The 16909-nt window shown below is 68.7% G+C and carries 12 protein-coding genes; 7 read left to right on the top strand and 5 right to left on the bottom strand.

What is annotated here, in order from left to right; genetic code table 11:
- Window positions 1-28: 28 nt before the first annotated feature.
- Window positions 29-1168 carry an ROK family transcriptional regulator gene (locus tag ABZS29_RS36890; RefSeq protein WP_355469433.1) on the bottom strand — a complete coding sequence of 380 codons (1140 nt, stop codon included), beginning with the start codon at window positions 1166-1168 and terminating at the stop codon, window positions 29-31.
- Window positions 1169-1420: 252 nt separating this feature from the next.
- Here ABZS29_RS36890 and ABZS29_RS36885 point away from each other — a divergent pair, with 252 nt between their 5' ends.
- From ABZS29_RS36885 to ABZS29_RS36870, 4 genes are read left to right on the top strand one after another with little or no spacing between them, the layout of a single operon-like run.
- Complete coding sequence (locus ABZS29_RS36885; RefSeq protein ID WP_355469431.1) at window positions 1421-2761, top strand: extracellular solute-binding protein; 1341 nt, start codon at window positions 1421-1423, stop codon at window positions 2759-2761.
- Window positions 2758-3660, top strand: coding sequence for a sugar ABC transporter permease (locus ABZS29_RS36880; RefSeq protein WP_355469429.1), 903 nt, complete (start codon window positions 2758-2760; stop codon window positions 3658-3660). The genes ABZS29_RS36885 and ABZS29_RS36880 overlap by 4 nt, the downstream gene beginning before the upstream one ends.
- Complete coding sequence (locus tag ABZS29_RS36875) at window positions 3657-4484, top strand: carbohydrate ABC transporter permease (RefSeq protein WP_355469428.1); 828 nt, start codon at window positions 3657-3659, stop codon at window positions 4482-4484. The genes ABZS29_RS36880 and ABZS29_RS36875 overlap by 4 nt, the downstream gene beginning before the upstream one ends.
- A gap of 9 nt (window positions 4485-4493) precedes the next feature.
- Window positions 4494-5768 (top strand): Gfo/Idh/MocA family oxidoreductase, encoded by a 1275-nt coding sequence (locus ABZS29_RS36870; protein ID WP_355469426.1) that lies wholly within the window; start codon window positions 4494-4496, stop codon window positions 5766-5768.
- A gap of 14 nt (window positions 5769-5782) precedes the next feature.
- Here ABZS29_RS36870 and ABZS29_RS36865 read toward each other — a convergent pair whose 3' ends face one another.
- Together ABZS29_RS36865 and ABZS29_RS36860 are read right to left on the bottom strand one after the other, a co-directional pair.
- Window positions 5783-7000 carry an SWIM zinc finger family protein gene (locus tag ABZS29_RS36865; protein WP_355469424.1) on the bottom strand — a complete coding sequence of 406 codons (1218 nt, stop codon included), beginning with the start codon at window positions 6998-7000 and terminating at the stop codon, window positions 5783-5785.
- Window positions 6997-9783 (bottom strand): DEAD/DEAH box helicase, encoded by a 2787-nt coding sequence (locus ABZS29_RS36860; protein ID WP_355469422.1) that lies wholly within the window; start codon window positions 9781-9783, stop codon window positions 6997-6999. Before ABZS29_RS36860 ends, ABZS29_RS36865 begins: the two co-directional genes overlap by 4 nt.
- Window positions 9784-9917: 134 nt before the next feature.
- On the opposite strand from ABZS29_RS36860, the gene ABZS29_RS36855 reads away from it, so the two are divergent.
- Window positions 9918-10892, top strand: coding sequence for a zinc-binding dehydrogenase (locus ABZS29_RS36855; RefSeq protein ID WP_355469421.1), 975 nt, complete (start codon window positions 9918-9920; stop codon window positions 10890-10892).
- 3 nt (window positions 10893-10895) lie between these two features.
- Here ABZS29_RS36855 and ABZS29_RS36850 read toward each other — a convergent pair whose 3' ends face one another.
- Window positions 10896-12227, bottom strand: coding sequence for a GGDEF domain-containing protein (locus ABZS29_RS36850; protein WP_355469419.1), 1332 nt, complete (start codon window positions 12225-12227; stop codon window positions 10896-10898).
- 120 nt (window positions 12228-12347) lie between these two features.
- Here ABZS29_RS36850 and ABZS29_RS36845 point away from each other — a divergent pair, with 120 nt between their 5' ends.
- Window positions 12348-12545, top strand: a complete 198-nt coding sequence (locus ABZS29_RS36845; protein WP_355469417.1) for a DEAD/DEAH box helicase — start codon at window positions 12348-12350, stop codon at window positions 12543-12545.
- Window positions 12546-12639: 94 nt separating this feature from the next.
- Here ABZS29_RS36845 and ABZS29_RS36840 read toward each other — a convergent pair whose 3' ends face one another.
- Window positions 12640-13884: an MFS transporter gene (locus ABZS29_RS36840; protein ID WP_355469415.1), complete on the bottom strand. Its 1245-nt coding sequence runs from the start codon at window positions 13882-13884 to the stop codon at window positions 12640-12642.
- Window positions 13885-14276: 392 nt separating this feature from the next.
- Between ABZS29_RS36840 and ABZS29_RS36835 the strand changes: the two genes are divergently transcribed.
- Window positions 14277-16829 (top strand): MXAN_6230/SCO0854 family RING domain-containing protein, encoded by a 2553-nt coding sequence (locus ABZS29_RS36835; RefSeq protein WP_355469413.1) that lies wholly within the window; start codon window positions 14277-14279, stop codon window positions 16827-16829.
- The last annotated feature ends 80 nt before the right edge of the window (window positions 16830-16909 follow it).

Below are 16909 nucleotides of genomic sequence, written 5' to 3'. Positions count from 1 at the left end.
CCGCGGCGCTGTCCGGTCGGCATCCGGGCTAACCGGACAGCGTCGCGTCCAGGCCGAGCAGGCGCCGATCCACGTCGGTCAGGGCGAGCTTGATCGCGCCCATCATCACCGACTCCTCGCCCAGCTCGGAGATTCGCAGGGCCGGCGTACTGAGACACAGCTTGCCGACCTGCTCGGTCAGCGGGCCGATCAACGCCTCCCGGGCCAGCGACACGCCGCCGCCCACCACGATCAGGTCGGGATCCACGGTGAGCACCATGGCGGCGATGCCTTGCGCCAGGCGAACCGCGAACCGCTCCACCGCTGCCCGTGCGGTGGCGTCGCCGGTGCGAGCGGCAGCGAAGACCTGCTCGATCGCCGTCTCCGGATCCGCCTCCGCTCCGGCCGCTTGGGCCAGCTCACCGGGTGCCTCGTCCCAGCCGAGCAGATCGAGGGCTCCGATCTCACCGGCCGCTCCCGAGCGGCCCCGGAACAGCCGACCGTCGATGATCAGCCCAGCGCCGTTCCGCCGGCCGGCCAGCACGTGGACGACGTTGTCGGCCTCGCGGGACGCGCCGAGCCAATGCTCCGCCAGCGCGGCGAGATTCGCGTCGTTGTCGACCAACAGCGGGCAGGGCAGCGCGCGGCCGAGCCGTCCGGCGAGATCGACGCCGGACCACTCCGGAAGTACCGACAGGCTGACCCGACCAGCCGGATCCACCACGCCCACGGTTCCGACCGCCGCCGCGAGCACTTGAGAGCGTGCGACCTGGGCCTCGTCGAGGGTCGCGGTCAGCGTCTCCCGGACGACCGCCAGCCGGTCCGCCGCACCCGCCGTCTCGGCCACCTTCGCTCGCCGGGTCGCCAGTACGTCGCCTGCCAGGTCGGCCACGCCGATCCGGACGGTATGAGCGCCGATGTCGACACCGACGGCGTACCCGGCCTGGGCCCGGAAGCGGAACTGCCGGGCCGGTCGCCCGCCCGAGCTCGCTGCGGACTGTTCCTCGACCCACCCCTGCTCGGCCAGCTCGTCCAGCTGGGAGGCCACGGTGGGGCGCGACAGACCGGACGCGCGAGCGATCTGGGCCAGCGTCATGGCTCCGCCCGAGCGGACCGTCCGCAGTGTCGTGAGATGCGTCAGCCGGCGCAGCGCGGACGTCGTGTGGCCGCTCAACGCAGCGTCAACCATTCGGCACCCCCTTCGGCCAGAGCATCCTAGCCGCTTCGGACTGAACTCACTTATGAAACTATTATCCAAAACTTTCCCTAGGCCTTGACGGCGCAGGTGAACGGTCCCTAATCTCCCGGCAACGGCGTAATGAAAAATCGTTGCGAAAGTGGTTCAGGATGGCCTGGAGGGTCTTCGAGCCGCTGCCGGCCCCAGCCGGGATGCCGGGCGATCGGGTCGTTCGGCATCCCGGCACTCACGAAAGGCTCGGAGATGGTTCAGCACGTCAACCGCCGGCTCAGCCGGCGCAGATTTCTCGCGGGAACGGCGGCCGGTGCCGCCGCGGTCGCGCTTCCGGCCGGATGTGCTTCCTCGGTCGGCACCGGCGGATCGACCGGCGGCACCACCACGCTGCAGGTCATGTACGAGTCCAACGAGGTGACGCCGCAGATCGTCGCGGCGTTCGAGCAGGCCAACCCGGGCCTCAAGATCACGCTGCTGAAGAACGACAACGCCCGGCTGCTGTCGATGATGGCGGCCGGCCAGGCGCCGGACCTGTTCGAGGCGGTCGGTGTGTGGGACGCGCCGTACTGGGCCGCCCGCGGCAAGATCGAGTCGCTCGACCAGTACCTCGACCAGAGTTCGCTGCTCAAGCGCGAGGACCTGAACCCGGTCAACGACATCTGGCGCTTCGACGGGTCCCGGCAGGGGAGCGGCCCGTACTACGGCCTGTGCAAGGACTTCTCGCAGGACGGCACGATCTGGGTGAACAAGGCGGTCCTGGACTCGGCCGGGGTGGCGATGCCCAGCACCGGCACCCCGATGAGTTACGACGACCTGCTGAAGCTCGGCCGGGCCGCCACCAGGAAGCGGGGCGCGCAGGTGGAGACCTTCGGGCTCGGATGGTTCGGTACGCCGCGGCTGCTCAACCTGCTGCCGATGGTCGAGAGCGCCGGCGGCCGCCTGTTCTCCGAAGACTTCACCGAGCTCGACTTCACCAGTGATGCCGCGCTGCGGGCCCTCGAGTGGTACTGGGCCGTCGGCAAGGACGCACTCGCTCCAGGGCCGCGCGCCAAGCAGTCGCAGTCCGACGACGCGTTGTTCGCCTCCGGCCGAGTCGGCGCCATCCTGGCCGGCTACTGGTTCACCGGCCGGCTGGCCGAGGAGAAGGTCCGCGCCACCTCGTACATGCTGCCCGCGCCGCAGTTGGGGCCGAACCGCGTCAGTTCGACGTACTACGGCGTCGGCATGGTGATGGCCAAGGAGTCCAAGAACAAGGAAGCGGCCTGGAAGTTCATGGAGTATTTCCTGGGTGGCAAGCCGGCCGAGGACCGGGCCGCGGCCGGGTGGGGGCTGCCCGCGCTCAAGCACCTCGACAGCAAGCTTCCCCGCACCCAGCCGTTCCAGCAGCGAGCGTTCCAGACCCAGCAGGGCGAAGCCGCGCACTTGAAGGTGCTGGCGTTCTCCCCGTACGCGACGAACGGTGCCTTGCAGACCGTGATCGACGACAAGTTCGCCGCCGCGCTTGGCTCAGGCGACGTGGCGAAGTTCGCCCGGACCATCACAGCCGACTGCAACAAGTTGCTGGCCGAGGGCAGGACGCAGGTCAAGTGACTCGACAACCACGGACCGGGTACGGGTTCTTCTGGCTGTTCACCTCGCCCTGGACGACCGGCTTCGCGCTGCTCGGGGTGATTCCGCTCGCCTACGGGCTCGGGCTCAGCCTGACCGACTACAGCGCTGTCTCGGCCCGATGGCACTTTGTCGGCTTCGCGAACTATGCCCGAGCCGTCGGCGACCCCACAGTCCTTGCCGCACTGGCCCGTACGGCGCTCGTCCCGCTGGTCGTTGTTCCACTCACGGTCGGGATCGGCCTGGTACTGGCGCTCCTCGCGAACACCGGAATCCGCGGCCAATCGCTGTTCCGGGTGATCTTCTACCTGCCGACCGTGGTTCCACCCGTCGCCGCCGCACTGGCGTTCCGGATGCTGTTCGAACGGGACGCCGGCGCGGTGAACGGGATCTTGGCGACGATCGGGATCCCGCCGGTCGACTGGCTCGGTGGCAACCTGTCCCTCGTCGTACTGATGTGTCTGCTGACCTGGACTGTCGGCGGCAACATGGTGCTATCCCTGGCCGCGCTCCAGGACGTCCCACCGGAGGTCATCGAGGCGGCGCGGCTCGACGGGGCGGGTCCGATCCGGGCGCTGACCAGGGTCGTCGTACCGATGATCTCGCCAGTGCTCTACTACCAGGTGCTGATGGGCACGATCGGCGCGATCCAGATCGCCGTACCGGCGCTGCTGCTCGGCGGACTGAACGGCGGCTTCCCTGAAGGCCTGGACGTGATCATGGTGCACATCCTGCGCGAGTTCTGGTCGTTCGGGCGGCTGGGCTACGCCTCGGCCCTGATGTGGCTGCTGTTCGTCGTCCTGCTGATCGTCTCCGCGCTACTGATGGCGCTGAGCCGCCGCTTCGTCCACTACGCCGTCGATCCGGAGGACGCCGCATGACCGGCAGGACACTCACCAGGGCCGTCAGCTACGCCGTACTGAGCGCGTTCGCGATCGCCTTCCTGCTGCCGCTGGCGTGGTTGTTCGTGACGTCGATCAAGACCGGCGCCGAGTTGGCGTCCTTCCCGATCACCTGGTGGCCCGAGCAGCCGCAGTGGCACAACTTCACCGCTGCGCTGACCTACGTGCCGTTCCTCGGGTATCTGCGGAATTCGCTGGTGATCTCGTTGCTCTTCGCCGTCCTTGCGACGTTCTCGGCTGCGCTCGTCGGCTACGCGCTCGCTCGGATCAAGGCTCCCGGACGGGGCGCACTGTTCAGGTTCATGCTCGGCACGATGCTGATCAACAGCCTCGTCACCATGCTGCCGACGTTCGTGCTGTTCAGCCGCCTCGGGCTGGTCAACACCTATGTTCCGTGGGTGCTGTGGGGCCTGGCGGCGCCGACGTACCTGGCCTTTCTGTTTCGGCAGTTCTTCTCAGGCCTGCCCCTCGAACTCGAGGAGGCGGCCGTCATCGACGGCTGCGGCCGGCTGCGGGTGTTCTGGCAGATCGCCTTGCCGCTGGCCAAACCGGCGCTGGCCACCGCGTTCATCCTGTCGTTCGTCGGTACCTGGGGCGATTTCATCGCTCCGCTGCTGTTCCTGGACAACGACACCACCACCCTCGCCGTCGCGCTCGCCAAGGGGTACGTCGATCCGCAGGGCGGCACCCTCAACAACCTCATGTCCGCCGGTGCCCTGCTGTACACGGTCCCGGTCATCGCCCTGTTCGCGGTCACCCAGCGGCTCATCATGCAGGGCGTCGCGACCAGCGGCCTCAAATAGGAGACTCTCTTGACGCACGACGTGACCCTGGCGATCGCCGGAGCCGGACTCCGCGGCAGTCACTACGCCACGCTGGCCGCGCAGCGCGGCGCACGCATCACCGCCGTCGCCGAGCCGGATCCGCAGCGGCGCCACCGCCTCGCGCGGCAGCACGGCGTACCGGACGCCCACGTTTTCACGGACTGGCGCGATTTGGCCGCTCGACCCAAGCTCGCCGACGCCGTGGTCGTCGCCACCCAGGACTCCGCGCACGCCGAGCCTGCCATCGCACTCGCCGAGCGCGGCTATCACCTCCTGCTCGAGAAGCCGATGGCTCCGCAGGAGGACGACGCGCAGGCGATCGCGGACGCGGCTGAGCGAGCCGGCGTCATGCTCTCGGTCTGCCACGTCCTGCGCTACACGCCGTACACGACAGTTTTGAAGAGCCTGCTCGATGCCGGACGGATCGGCGACATCGTGAGCATCCAGCACCTCGAGCCGATCGGCTGGTGGCACTTCGCGCACTCCTACGTTCGCGGCAACTGGCGCCGCGAGCAGGACTCGTCCTCGATGCTGCTGGCGAAAGCCTGCCACGACGTCGACTGGCTCTCGTACCTGATCGGGAAGCCTGCCACGCGGGTCTCCTCCTTCGGCGGACTCACCCACTTCCGCCGCGAGAACCAGCCCGCCGGTGCCGCCGACCGTTGTGTCGTCTGCCCCGTCGAGCCGACCTGCCCGTACTCCGCACCTCGCCTCTACCTCGGTTGTCTCGGCGACTCCGGCCGGGAGTTCTGGCCGCTCGGCGCGGTGACCGAGACCGCCACCAAGCAAGCCGTGCTGTCCGCTCTCGCCACGGGTCCGTACGGACGATGTGTGTACACGAGCGACAACGACGTGGCCGATCAGCAGGTCGTCACGATCGAGTACGCCGGTGGTGCGACCGCAACCCTGACCGCAGTCGCCTTCAGCGTGCTGGGCCACCGCCAGACCCGCATCTTCGGCACCCGCGGATCAATCGAAGGCGACGGCGTCAGCCTCACAGTCAACGACTTCGTCACCTCAACCGCGGAACACCTCACCACAACCCCGCAGGGCGCCTCAGCCGCCGACGGCCACGGCGGCGGCGACGAAGGCCTCGTCGCCGCGTTTCTGCGAGCAGTCGCGACCGGCGACCGCAGCCACATCCTCTCCGGACCGCAGGACTCCGTCGACAGCCACCGCATCGTCTGGGCCGCCGAAACCGCCCGCCACCACGGCACGGTCGAAACCCTCGCCCAGCAGATCGCGCCAGTGGCCACATCCTGATGTATGTGCTGAACCTACTCAGAACCCAAGAGGTCTTGAGGATAAGGGGACGGCGGGCGACTCAGCGTCCAGTCACCGAAGTGTTGGTCGAAGCGGTACCACAGACCGTCAGAACCGAGACGGAGCTGGAGTTTGCCGGCCGTCACCCGGTTGCCTTCGACAACGGCCTTCGGGAGCAGGGCAGCAGCTTCGGCGAAGGCTTCGGAGTCAGGGTTACTGGGCGATTCGAGCGTAGCGGCGAGGCCGCCGGGGCCACCCAGGCGCCAGGCGGCGGCCCAGCTGGTCAGCTGACGAGCCGGTACGCCGGATCGATGCGCCAGCTCGGCCAATTCCGCCGTACCGACTCCAGCGGCTCGGCGCGCGAGGTCCTGATCAAAGGTGAGCTCCGGTACGCCGTCACCCGATGCCAGCTCCCAGGCCCGCTGGGCCGCGTCGGTCGCCAGCGCGATCAGATCCCGTACGTCGATCCCCGACGCGCGAGGTGGATCCAGCGCCTGCACCGCCGCGGGTACTCGCGCAGTCCGCAGCGGTCGAGGCGCAACCGGCAGCACGCCGATCCGAGCCTGGTAAGCGATCCGAGCCGGAATGCCCGGCGGAGCGGCCTTGACCACAGCTGCGGTCTCGGATGTCCCGCGGCGGGCTCGGAGAGCCGCCAACAGCTCGTCCTTGGATCGTCCGCGAAGCAGCAGCAGCTCGAACGGATCGTTGTCGAGGGCATCGGTGATCACGTAGCAGACCGCCGCCGAGTGCTTGCACGGTACGGCGAAGTCCGGACAGTTGCAGTTCGTCCGGATCTCGCCCGCGCCGGGCAGCAGGTCCAGCCCGGCAGCGCGGACGTCCTCAACCACCTCGGGCGGCAGTTCGCCGTCCAAGAGTGCCGCCACCCGACCGATCTGCGCCGAGACAACATCGAGCACGGCATCCCACTCCGACGCCGAGAACGCCTGCACCCGCACAGTCACCTGGTACGGCGTCGTCCGGCTGCCCTGCACGACTGCTTCGACCGCGCCCGGCGTGACCGTCAGCTCCAGCACGCTCCCACGTCGCGCATAAGAACGGCCGCGCGCCAGCCGGTTCGGATCCAGCCGCGCGCGGTGCTCCAGCGCGTCCAACCAGGCGCGTCCCCACCATGTGGCCCCGAACGGCCGCCGACTCCCCGGCCCGCGAGCCGCGGGCAGCCCTGCGTTGTCACCTTTGTCGCGCCAGCCCTGCCAGGGCACTCGCTCGTTCATGGCTGAGCCCTCCCAACCGCAGAGGGGTTGTACGCACTCGCTGATCCCGAACGAGCCGGCCCGTTCGAGAGCGAGACCAGCTCGGTCAGCTCCGCATCGGACAGCTCACTCAGCCACGCCTCACCTGAGCCCACCACTGCATCGGCCAGATTGCGCTTCGCCGCAATGACCGTAGCGATCCGATCCTCCAGCGTGTTCTCGGTGACAAGTCGATGCACCTGGACCGGCCGGTCCTGGCCGATCCGGTAGGCACGGTCGGTCGCCTGATCCTCGACCGCCGGATTCCACCACCGGTCGTAGTGCACGACGTGAGTCGCCTGCGTCAGCGTCAACCCGACACCGCCGGCCTTGAGCGAGAGCAGGAACACCGGCGACTCACCGGCCTGGAACTGGGCAACCAGTTGCTCGCGCTTCCGCACTCCGATCCCGCCGTGCAGGAACAGCGGCTGCACGCCCCGCGTTGCCAGGTGCGCCTCGATTAGCCGGCACATCTCGACGTACTGACTGAAGATCAGCACCGATTCACCTTCGGCCAGGATCACGTCGAGCAGTTCGTCGAGCGCGGCCAGCTTGCCGGAGCGGCGCTCGAGCGGGCCCGGCTGATGCAGGAACTGCGCCGGGTGATTGCAGATCTGTTTGAGCTGCGTCAGCAGACTGAGCACCAGCCCCCGCCGCTCGATCCCTTCGGCAGCCTCGATCTTGGCCAGCGTCTCCTTGGCGACCGCCTGATAGAGCGTCGCCTGCTCGACCGTCAGCGGGACGACGAGGTCGTTCTCGGTCTTCGGCGGAAGCTCCGGCGCGATGCCCGGATCGATCTTGCGTCGCCGCAGCAGGAACGGCCGGGTGATCCGCGCCAGCCGGGCGGTCGCCTCCTCGTCGTGATACCGCTCGACCGGTACGGCGATGTCCTGCCGGAACCGCTCGAGCGTGCCGAGCAACCCCGGCGCGGCCCAGTCGAGAATCGACCACAACTCGGACAACCGGTTCTCCACCGGCGTCCCGGTCAACGCGATCCTGGTTGCCGAGGGCAACGTCCTCAACGCGCGAGCCGTCCGCGACAAGGGGTTCTTGGCGTGCTGCGCCTCGTCGGCGACGGCCAGCCCCCACTGCACTTCGCCCAACACCCGATGGTCCTGCCGAATCACGCCGTACGTCGTCAGCACCACCTCGTCCGGCGCGAGATCGCTCAACGTCCGCCCTGCCCCGTGGAACCGACGCGTCGGCACATCAGGCGCGAACCGCGCGAACTCCCGCTCCCACGTCCCGAGCAGGGTCGACGGACACACCACGAGCGTCGGTCCGCGACCGCGCCGCAGCAGATGCAGCGCGATGACCTGGATCGTCTTGCCCAGTCCCATGTCGTCGGCGAGACATCCACCGAGGCCGAGATCGGTCAGCTGTGCCATCCAAGCGACACCGCGGCGCTGATAGTCGCGCAGCGTTGCCTGTAAGCCGTCCGGATCAGCCGAGAGTGGCGTCTCCTGACCCGACCGGAGCCTGGTCAGCATCTCCGCCAGCGATCCGTCCGCGTCAAAGGCGACGAATTCGCCGTCGACCTCGATCGTGCCGGTCAGCGCCGCCGCCAGCGCCTCGGCGCCGGTGAGCTTGCGCGTCCCGTTGCGGCGCAGCTTCCGAACCAGGTCGTAATCGATGCGGACCCAACGCCCACGCATCCGGATCATCGGTCGCTTCGCCTCCGCGAGCGCTGCGACCTCGTCCTCGCTCAGCTCCTGCCCGTCCAGCGTCGGCCGCCAGCGGAACGCGACCAACTCGGTCAAGCTGAAGTCCGGACCGGTCACTGCTCCCGGAGCGGGCGTCGCAACCGTCCCCCGAACAGCCAGTCCGCCGGCGAAAAGCTCAGCCGGCCAGAGCACCTCGATACCTGCGCCCTCCAGTGCCGTGCTGCCTTCAGCCAGCTCTTCGAGCGCCTCATCGTCGACGTCGACCGCAGCGGGGGCCGCATCCCGCAGTGCTGCCGACAGCGGCGGCCACACTCGCGCTCCACGACGCAGCGCCAGCAAGAGATCGGTCTCCGCCCGCTCGCCCAGCGCCGCCAGAACTGCCGCCGGCGCCGTCCACACCTCAGCCACATCGACCAGCAGACTCGGATCGAGCTCGCTCCGCAGTTGCAGCACGGCTTGGAAGTCGGACACCTCCAGCTCCGGAGGCTCGATCCGCAGCACCAGTCGAGCGCCGGCGTCCTCACTCTGTGCCGTCTCGGCCAGCCATGCCGTCGGACCCGTCACAGCCACCGGCTCCACCGCCGCGAACGGCGCCGCACCCGGTCGCACTGCGACAGCCGCCGCGGGCGTCCGCACGAGTGTGTCGGCCATTGCGTCCCAGAAGGCCCGAACGAGCTGCTCCGGATCGACTAGTCGCACCGGCCGTGATCCCTCGATCGGCAAAGCATGCCCGTACGCCGGCATCGCCGCGGCCAGCTGCTTCAGCCAGCCACGGTCAGGTGGGTCCAGTGGAGCCACTCGCCAGCCGCCCCACCCGCTCGGCGTGAGATCCGGCACCAGCCGACCGCGCGCGATCAGCCCCAGACCGGCCAGAGCAGCCGCTCGCCACGCCTCCCAACTCGCGGCGCCCTGCACCGGCGACGACACCAGCGTGAGCGCCTCCGAGATGCTCAGCATCCGCGCCGGCACAGTCGTCCGCCGGACCTGCGATCCCTGTGGGAGAACGAGAGTCACGCTCCCGTCGGCATCCTCGATCTCGCCGTACAACGCCAGCCGGCCCGCGCGGGGCGGGTCGGCGGGGACGAAGACGGCGTCGAACATGCCCAGCACAGTACGCCGGAGGTCGGACAGATTTCTCGTCGCGCGATCCGGCCTGTGGACAACTCGGATCGCACTTGACCTCAACCAAGGTTGAGGGCCGACGGTTGAGCTCATTCGACGACGAAGGAGCAGCGATGCGTGCAGCGGTAGTGACCGAGTTCGGTGATCCCTCGGTGATCCAGATCCAGGAGTGGGCCGACCCGGTGCCGGGCGACGGACAGGTCCTGGTCGAGGTCGAGGTGGCCGACATGATCTTCGTCGAGACTGCGATCCGCCAGGGACTGCATGGTGGGTTCTTCAGCGTGCAACCGCCGTACGTGCCGGGCGGCCGGTTCGGTGGCCGGGTCCGCGCGACCGGCCCCGGCGTACCGGAGAGCTGGATCGGTACGACGGTCGTGGGGCGCGGTGTGGACTTCGGTGCGCACGCCGAGCTGGTACTCGCGGCAGTCGACACTCTGACCGAAGTACCGGCCGGTCTGAACCTGGAGACCGTCGTGGCAGTGACAGGCGACGGCTACACAACCCTGCTGCTCGAGCAGTTGGCCCCTGACCTGCAAGGCCAGAGTGTGCTCATCACTGCGGCCGCAGGTGGCATGGGATTGCTACTGACCCAGCTCGCTCACCGTTCGGGGGCGCAGGTGATCGCCGCTGCGCGCGGTCAAGCGAAGCTCGACCTCAGTAAGGCGCAGGGCGCAGACGTGGTGATCGACTACTCGAAGCCGGGCTGGGAGAAGGCTGTCCTCGATGCAACCGGTGGCCATGGCGCTGATGTGGTCTTCGAGGGCGCAGGCGGTGAGCTGGGCGCGGCCGCGTTCAGTGTGGTCAGGGACGGTGGCTGGTTCTCCGCGCATGGTGCACCGAGTGGTGGCTTTGCGGTCTACGACCCGGCCGAGGCGGAGCGCCGGGGGATCACTGTGAAGGGGATCGCCGACCTGCGCGTCGACCTGGTCACCACGCCGGTGACCGAGGAGCTGGTCCTGCAACGGGCAGCGTCCGGCGAGCTCACGCCAGTGGTCGACCGGGTCTTCGACCTAGAGCACCTGGCCGACGCACACACCGCCCTCGAGCAGCGCACCCTGCTGGGCAAGGCCCTGATCAGAGTGCGCTGACTCTCAGTCGACCGGCTGGTCGGCGTGGTCGGTCACAGCAGGTGGGTTCGGCTGGGCCGCAACGATGCGGTTCCGGCCGTCCCGCTTGGCGCTGAGCAAGGCGTTGTCGGCGGCAAGCACCAGCTGGTCCATGGTGTTCGCGACATTCGGATAGACAGCCGTGCCGATGGACGCCGGCACACCGGTGATCACCGCGGTCTCGTCGGCAGTGGTGTCGACGGAGACGGTTAGCGCGCTCAGCCGGTCGCGAATCCGCTCGGCAACCTCCAGCACTTCGGTCTCCGAGGCACCGGGCAGCAGCACGGCCAGCTCGTCTCCACCGACGCGTGCCACCAGATCGCCCTGCCGGACCTCCGCCCGGACACTCTGACCGACAGCCTTCAACGCCTGGTCTCCGGCCGGGTGTCCGTAGGTGTCGTTGATCTCCTTGAACTTGTCCAGGTCCAGCATCAACAGACCCACCGTGCTGCGCAGCGTCTCCGCACGCGCCAGCTCCACCGGCACCGCATTAGCCCAGTACGCCGGGGTCGCCAGGCCGGTCTTCACATCCGTCCCAGCCGCGCGCTGGAACTGCGGCAGCAGCAGATCGCGGTGCAGGGTCAGCACCGTCACCATCAGGATCGGCACCACCCACGGGTACGACGCCTGGAGCGCCCCGACCGCCACACCGAGACCCAGACCCGCGACCACCACCAGCTGATCGGAGAGGTCGCCCAGAGCGCCACGCGCGGTGGCGTCGGGGGAGGACAGCAGGATCGCCCCGATCACCAGAGCGAAGTTCACCAGCCACCACGTGGTCGCCGCACCCAGCACGACGAGCAGCGAGAACGGTCCGGTCGGCACCCGCGGCTCCGAGAGCAGCCCGCCACCACGCAGTACCGCGGCCGCCGCGGCGCTGGCCAGGATGAACGTGCTCGCGGAGAACACTTTGCGGTGCGCGATGGTCCGGCCGTAGACGCGGATCCACGAATACCCGTACGAGACGACGATCAGCGCGATCACCAGGCTCAGCGGCAGCAACAGCAGGCCGGCGAAGACCCAGAGGCTCTTCAGGTTCGTGTAGGGCGAACTGTTAGCGGCCATCTCGCGTCGCCGCTCGATTCCGCGGGCAGACTCCAGATGCAGGACCGAGGCGGCCGCCAGCACGGCGAACGCGGCCCACTCGGAGGGCCTGACGCCGGTTCGGGCGCCGGAGATCGTCGAGGCCAGAGCCAAGGCGGTGATCGTGACTGCGACAGCGTCGACACCGAGCACGTAGCTCAGCGCCGGACGTGGCAACGACCAGAGCTTCCAGTGGCGGGGTGGCACCCACTTGCTCCGACCGATCAGAATCATGGTGGCCTCACACGGATAGACCTGAGCGGTTATTCCTGAATAGTAACTGCCCGTTCACGCGAGGTCATCCCGGACCGCGCGTTATTCCATCTGGCGGATGGCGAAGGAAGGATCCCCACCATGTCCAAGATCAGCACCGGCAACGAGTGGTTCAACGGTTCCAGCAAGCGTTCGGTTGGCGGCGGCAACGAGTGGCTGCACGGGGGGAACGAGTGGTTCCACGGCGGGAACGAGTGGTTCACGCAGGGTGGCAACGAGTGGCTGCACCGGCCGGCCGGAAGCGGCAACGAATGGTTCACCAACGGTAACGAGTGGTGATCCGTCGCCGCTCCCAAGAATTTCTTTACCTGTAATTTACGGACGGCCGTCCGGAGGTATTTCGCTGAATCGCCGGCCGGTTCGCGCACAACAATCAGGCGAGGCTCGTTCCGGCAGTTTCGGGCCCCGGCCGGCGGGCCCGCGACCAGGCGGCGCCCGCCGCCAGGGCCGCACCCAGCCCCAGGGTGCCCATCGCCCCCAGAGCGAACGACGGCGACGAGCCGTCGGCGATCACTCCGGCCAGCAGGATGCCCAGGCCCTGGCTGCCCTTGAGCGCCGTACTGGCGACTCCGAATGCCTGACCGCGCTGTGAGTCCGGCACTGCTTGGACGAACGCCGCACTGGTCGGCAGATGGTAGGCCGATGCCATGCCGGAGATCGCCCACAGCGCCACCGTCGGCACCAGCCCTGGTGTGAGGAAGCACAGAGCCAGCGGAACGCAGGCGAGCGCAGCCAACGGCCCGAGCAGCCGCATGCGCCGCTCCGGCGGCCAGAGCGTTATCAGCCACATCCCGACGACCGCACCGGCCGGGCTGGCCGCCAGCAGGAGTCCGGCCGCGGTTGGCCCCTGTCCGATCTCGTGGGCGTACGGGACCGCCAGACCCTCCACGGTGACGTAGAAGCCGGCGATGGTGGCCAAGATGACCAGAGCGCGGAGCTTCGGCGTCCGGGCGACCAGCGAAAGGCCCGCGGAGAGGTCCGCGAAGTAGCTGCGGCGTGGCGCATCAGTGCCATTCGTCGGAGCAGGCCTGCCACGGACTCCGGCGGCGATGAGCGCCGCCGACAGCAGGAAGGTCGCGGCGTCGAGCAGGAGGCCGCCGGACGTGCCGACGGCCACGACGATCGCGCCGCCGGCGCCGAAGCCGAGCACCTGACTGAACTGGACGACCATGTCGTTCGCGGCCTTGCCGAGCACGTAGTGATCCCCAGGCAGTACGGCGGGCAGCGTAGCCGCCCGGGCCGCGTTGAACGGCGACCCGAAGGCCTGCAGCCCGAGCAGCAGCACAATCACGACCAGCAGCGGAAGGCCCTCAATCGCCATGGCAGCAACGAGAACCGCCCTGGCCAGATCGGTGAGGATCATCACCGCCCGGCGTGGGAAGCGGTCCGCGAAGCCGGCCAGCAGCGGACCGAAGAGCAGGTCGGGGATGTAGGTCAGCGCATACGTCAGTGCGGTCAGGCCGGCCGACTCCGTCCGGTCGAACACCAGCACCGCCAGTGCGACCCGCGCGAACTGGTCGCCGGCCACGGACAGCACCCCGGCGACGAACAACGCGCGGAACTCGGCATGCCCGAAGACATCCCGCCAGCGCGCCCGCTCGATCACCCCACCCTCCATACGAGCAGCTTTCACCACTATCCGTAGTCCCACACCTGCCAGGCGTGAGCGGAAGGGTTTCCCTGCGCGAATCAGGCATAGTTCAAGGGTTTGCTGGCGGCGCATCAGTGCCATCTTCCGGCCAAAACGGCTACCCGGTGGCGTCGGGTTTGATCAAAGGTTCTATTGTGTAAGTGTTCCGGTACCGGGGTCTGGGCGGGGCGGCCCCGACCCTGGTACCGGACTTCTCATGTCCGGGCAGGAGCCGACCAAAAAGTGTCGGTGGAGCCCGGTAGCGTTCTCCGTGCCAGGGGCGGCTCCTGGACGTGCTTCCTTCTCCTTCACCAGGCCAAGTAGCGCGTCCGCTCTCCGCCCCTGGCGTCATCTTCACGACGCCTTGCGGGGAGGACGCGATGCAGGAGGCTGCGGCCGTGCTGTTACGGCGTCGGCGGCTGGTCGACGCGGCGGCGCTCACTCCGCCGGTGCGCCGATCGGCCTGGCAGTGGCTACGACGGCCGCTGACCATCCAGGCCGGTCTGTCCGCGCTGCAGGCCGACCTCGTCCAACGCGGTTTCCTGCTCTCCGTCGGTCTGTACCGGCACTGCGCCGGACTGTCCGCACCAGCGCTGGCCGGTCTGGGCGGCGCACTGCTCGACCTGCTCGATGCGGAGTCCGGTCACGACACTGAGCACGTGCCACTGTTCCGCAGCTTCCCGGAGACCGTGCCGGCCGACACCGACACGTTCTACGTCAACCGCGTCTTCGCCCGGCTGCTCCAAGAGCCCCAGCAGCCCTGTGTGCTGTGCGGCGATACCAAGTCGGTCCACGCGGTCTCGCCCTGTGCACACCTGGTCTGCCGCAGCTGCTGGGATGGTGCAGACCTGAGCGCCTGCCCGCTCTGCCTGCACCGGGTCGATCCGAGTGACCCCTTCCTACAGCCGTCCTTCACCGAGGCCAAGCCGGCCCAGGTCCATTCCGATCGGCTCCGCCTCCTGTCCCTCGCCGGTCCGGACGCAGTGCGCACCACAGTCGAGTCCCTACTCGTACGGCGTACTCCGCCGTCGGCCCTGGACCGTGCCGACCTGCAGGTGCTGCTGCCGCTGTCCGACCTCTCCTGGCTGCCGAGTGAAATCCCGGTCCGCGAGACCCAGGCGGTTGTGCTCGCGCACTTCCTCGCCGACGAGCCGGACGTGATCGACCGGGCCAGCACGGCGACCGACGTACTGCGGCTGCTGTATGTGCTGATGGACGCTGACCCCGGTCTGCGGACGCCACCGGTCCGGCGCAGCTCACTGCCGCGCTCCACCCGACGGCTCCTGCTGGCCCGCCTGGACCGGCTGCCGGCCGAGACGCTGATCGAGGACATGCTGCGCCACGAGCGCGCCTGGAAGCGGATGGGCGAGGTGCTGCATCCCTTCGAGTTCGCGACCCGGCATCCGCGCGTCGCGCTCGCGTTCGCCGTACTGCGGCGTACCGAGCTCGGATCGCAGTCGGCGGCCGGGCGAGCGATCCTGGGCGAGGCGACGGAGCATCCCTTCGTGCGGCTCGAGAACGGACGCCTCGTCATGCGCACCTTCGCGTCCCGCGTCGAGGGAGCGTTCGTAGACGGCCGTCCGGGCCTAGCGCTCGACCTGCTGCGGCAACGGCCGGGTGACCTGCTTCGGAGACTCGTGCAGCTCGCTCGGGAGCTACCGGCGGAGCAGCACAGTGATCTGGTCGGTGCTGTGGCCACAGCGGTCTCAGATGTGTCGCCTGCTGTCATCACCGCAGCACTCGGCCAGGTCCGGACGCCACCAGGTGACCTGCGACTGTTCTTCCCACGCGGCGGCAATACGCGAGTGTGGACCACCGTCGACCATCGGGAGCCGCTGCCATCCCAGCTCGCGGCCGCGCTGGCCGGCGTACTGGTTGGAGAGATGTTGCGGCGGGCAAGTGACCTACCGCGGTGGCGGCGGGCGTTTCTGGATGAGAACCTCGCCAGACTGGCTGCACCGGGCTCGGAGCGTGGCTCGTCGGCGTCACTGCGCCGGATGACGCGGGGGAGTGCGGTGTCGATCCCGCCGGAGGATGCGCTGCGCTTGTTCCTGCACTGGGTCGAGCCGGCCGGGAAGGTCGTCGATTTGGACCTGTCGGTCGCAGTGTTCGGCGAGGACTGGGACTTCGTCGGGCTGTGCGACTACACCCAGCTCCGCCTCGACCAGGACGCACTGGTGCACTCGGGCGACCTCACCTCGGCCCCAGCGCCCGGAGGCTCGACGGAGTTCGTTGATCTCGACCTGCGCGCGCTGCGCCGAGCCGGCGGCCGCTACGTGCTGCCGGTCGTCTTCAGCTACAACAACGTTCCGTTCGACCAGCTCGAGCGTGGCTTCGTCGGCGTGATGCGACAACCCACTGCGCTGTTCGACCCGGCCGCGATCGAGGAGCGGTTCGACCTGTCCGGTCCGGCCAAGATCCTGCTCCCGTTCGGCGTCGACCTGCACACCAAAGAGCTGCGCTGGTACGACGTCAACCTCAGCGCCGGCGGCTACGGCCACAACATCGCCCGGTACGGCGGCCACCTCGCGCTGATGTCCGCCGCCCTGGAGGACGTGTACGGCTCCGGCGACCGGGTGAGCCTCTGGGAGGTGTGCTGCTGGCATGCCGCGGCGCGCGCCGACGAGGTCGCCGTACGGTGTGATGACGGATCGGTCGTCGGCTACCTCCGTGACCCAGGCGAGGACGTGGCAACCTTCGCCCGCCGCTTGATCGCCAGACTCGAACCGGACCGGCTCTGGGACGAGGACGCGGCCTCCCGCGCCGATTTCATCGGGGTGCTCCGCGGTGACCTCACCCCCCGCCCCGGCACGCAGGTCTACGCCCTGCATCCGCACCTCCTCGACCCCACCACCCTCACGCTCGTCGACCCGCCGTACCTGCTCAGCGCGCTCGCACCAGACAGTCGCGCCCACGCACCGGTCAACCTGTGAGGCTCCTGAGAGCACTTTGACAATTGCGTGACGGTGCCGCGTCAGGTGCTTTGGCCCGGTCCGGGACAGGAGTACAACGG

It is taken from the genome of Kribbella sp. NPDC005582 (assembly GCF_040605415.1).
Classification (GTDB): domain Bacteria; phylum Actinomycetota; class Actinomycetes; order Propionibacteriales; family Kribbellaceae; genus Kribbella.
The sequence above is the reverse complement of the archived record's forward strand: the minus strand, read 5'-3'. Positions and strand labels throughout refer to the sequence as shown.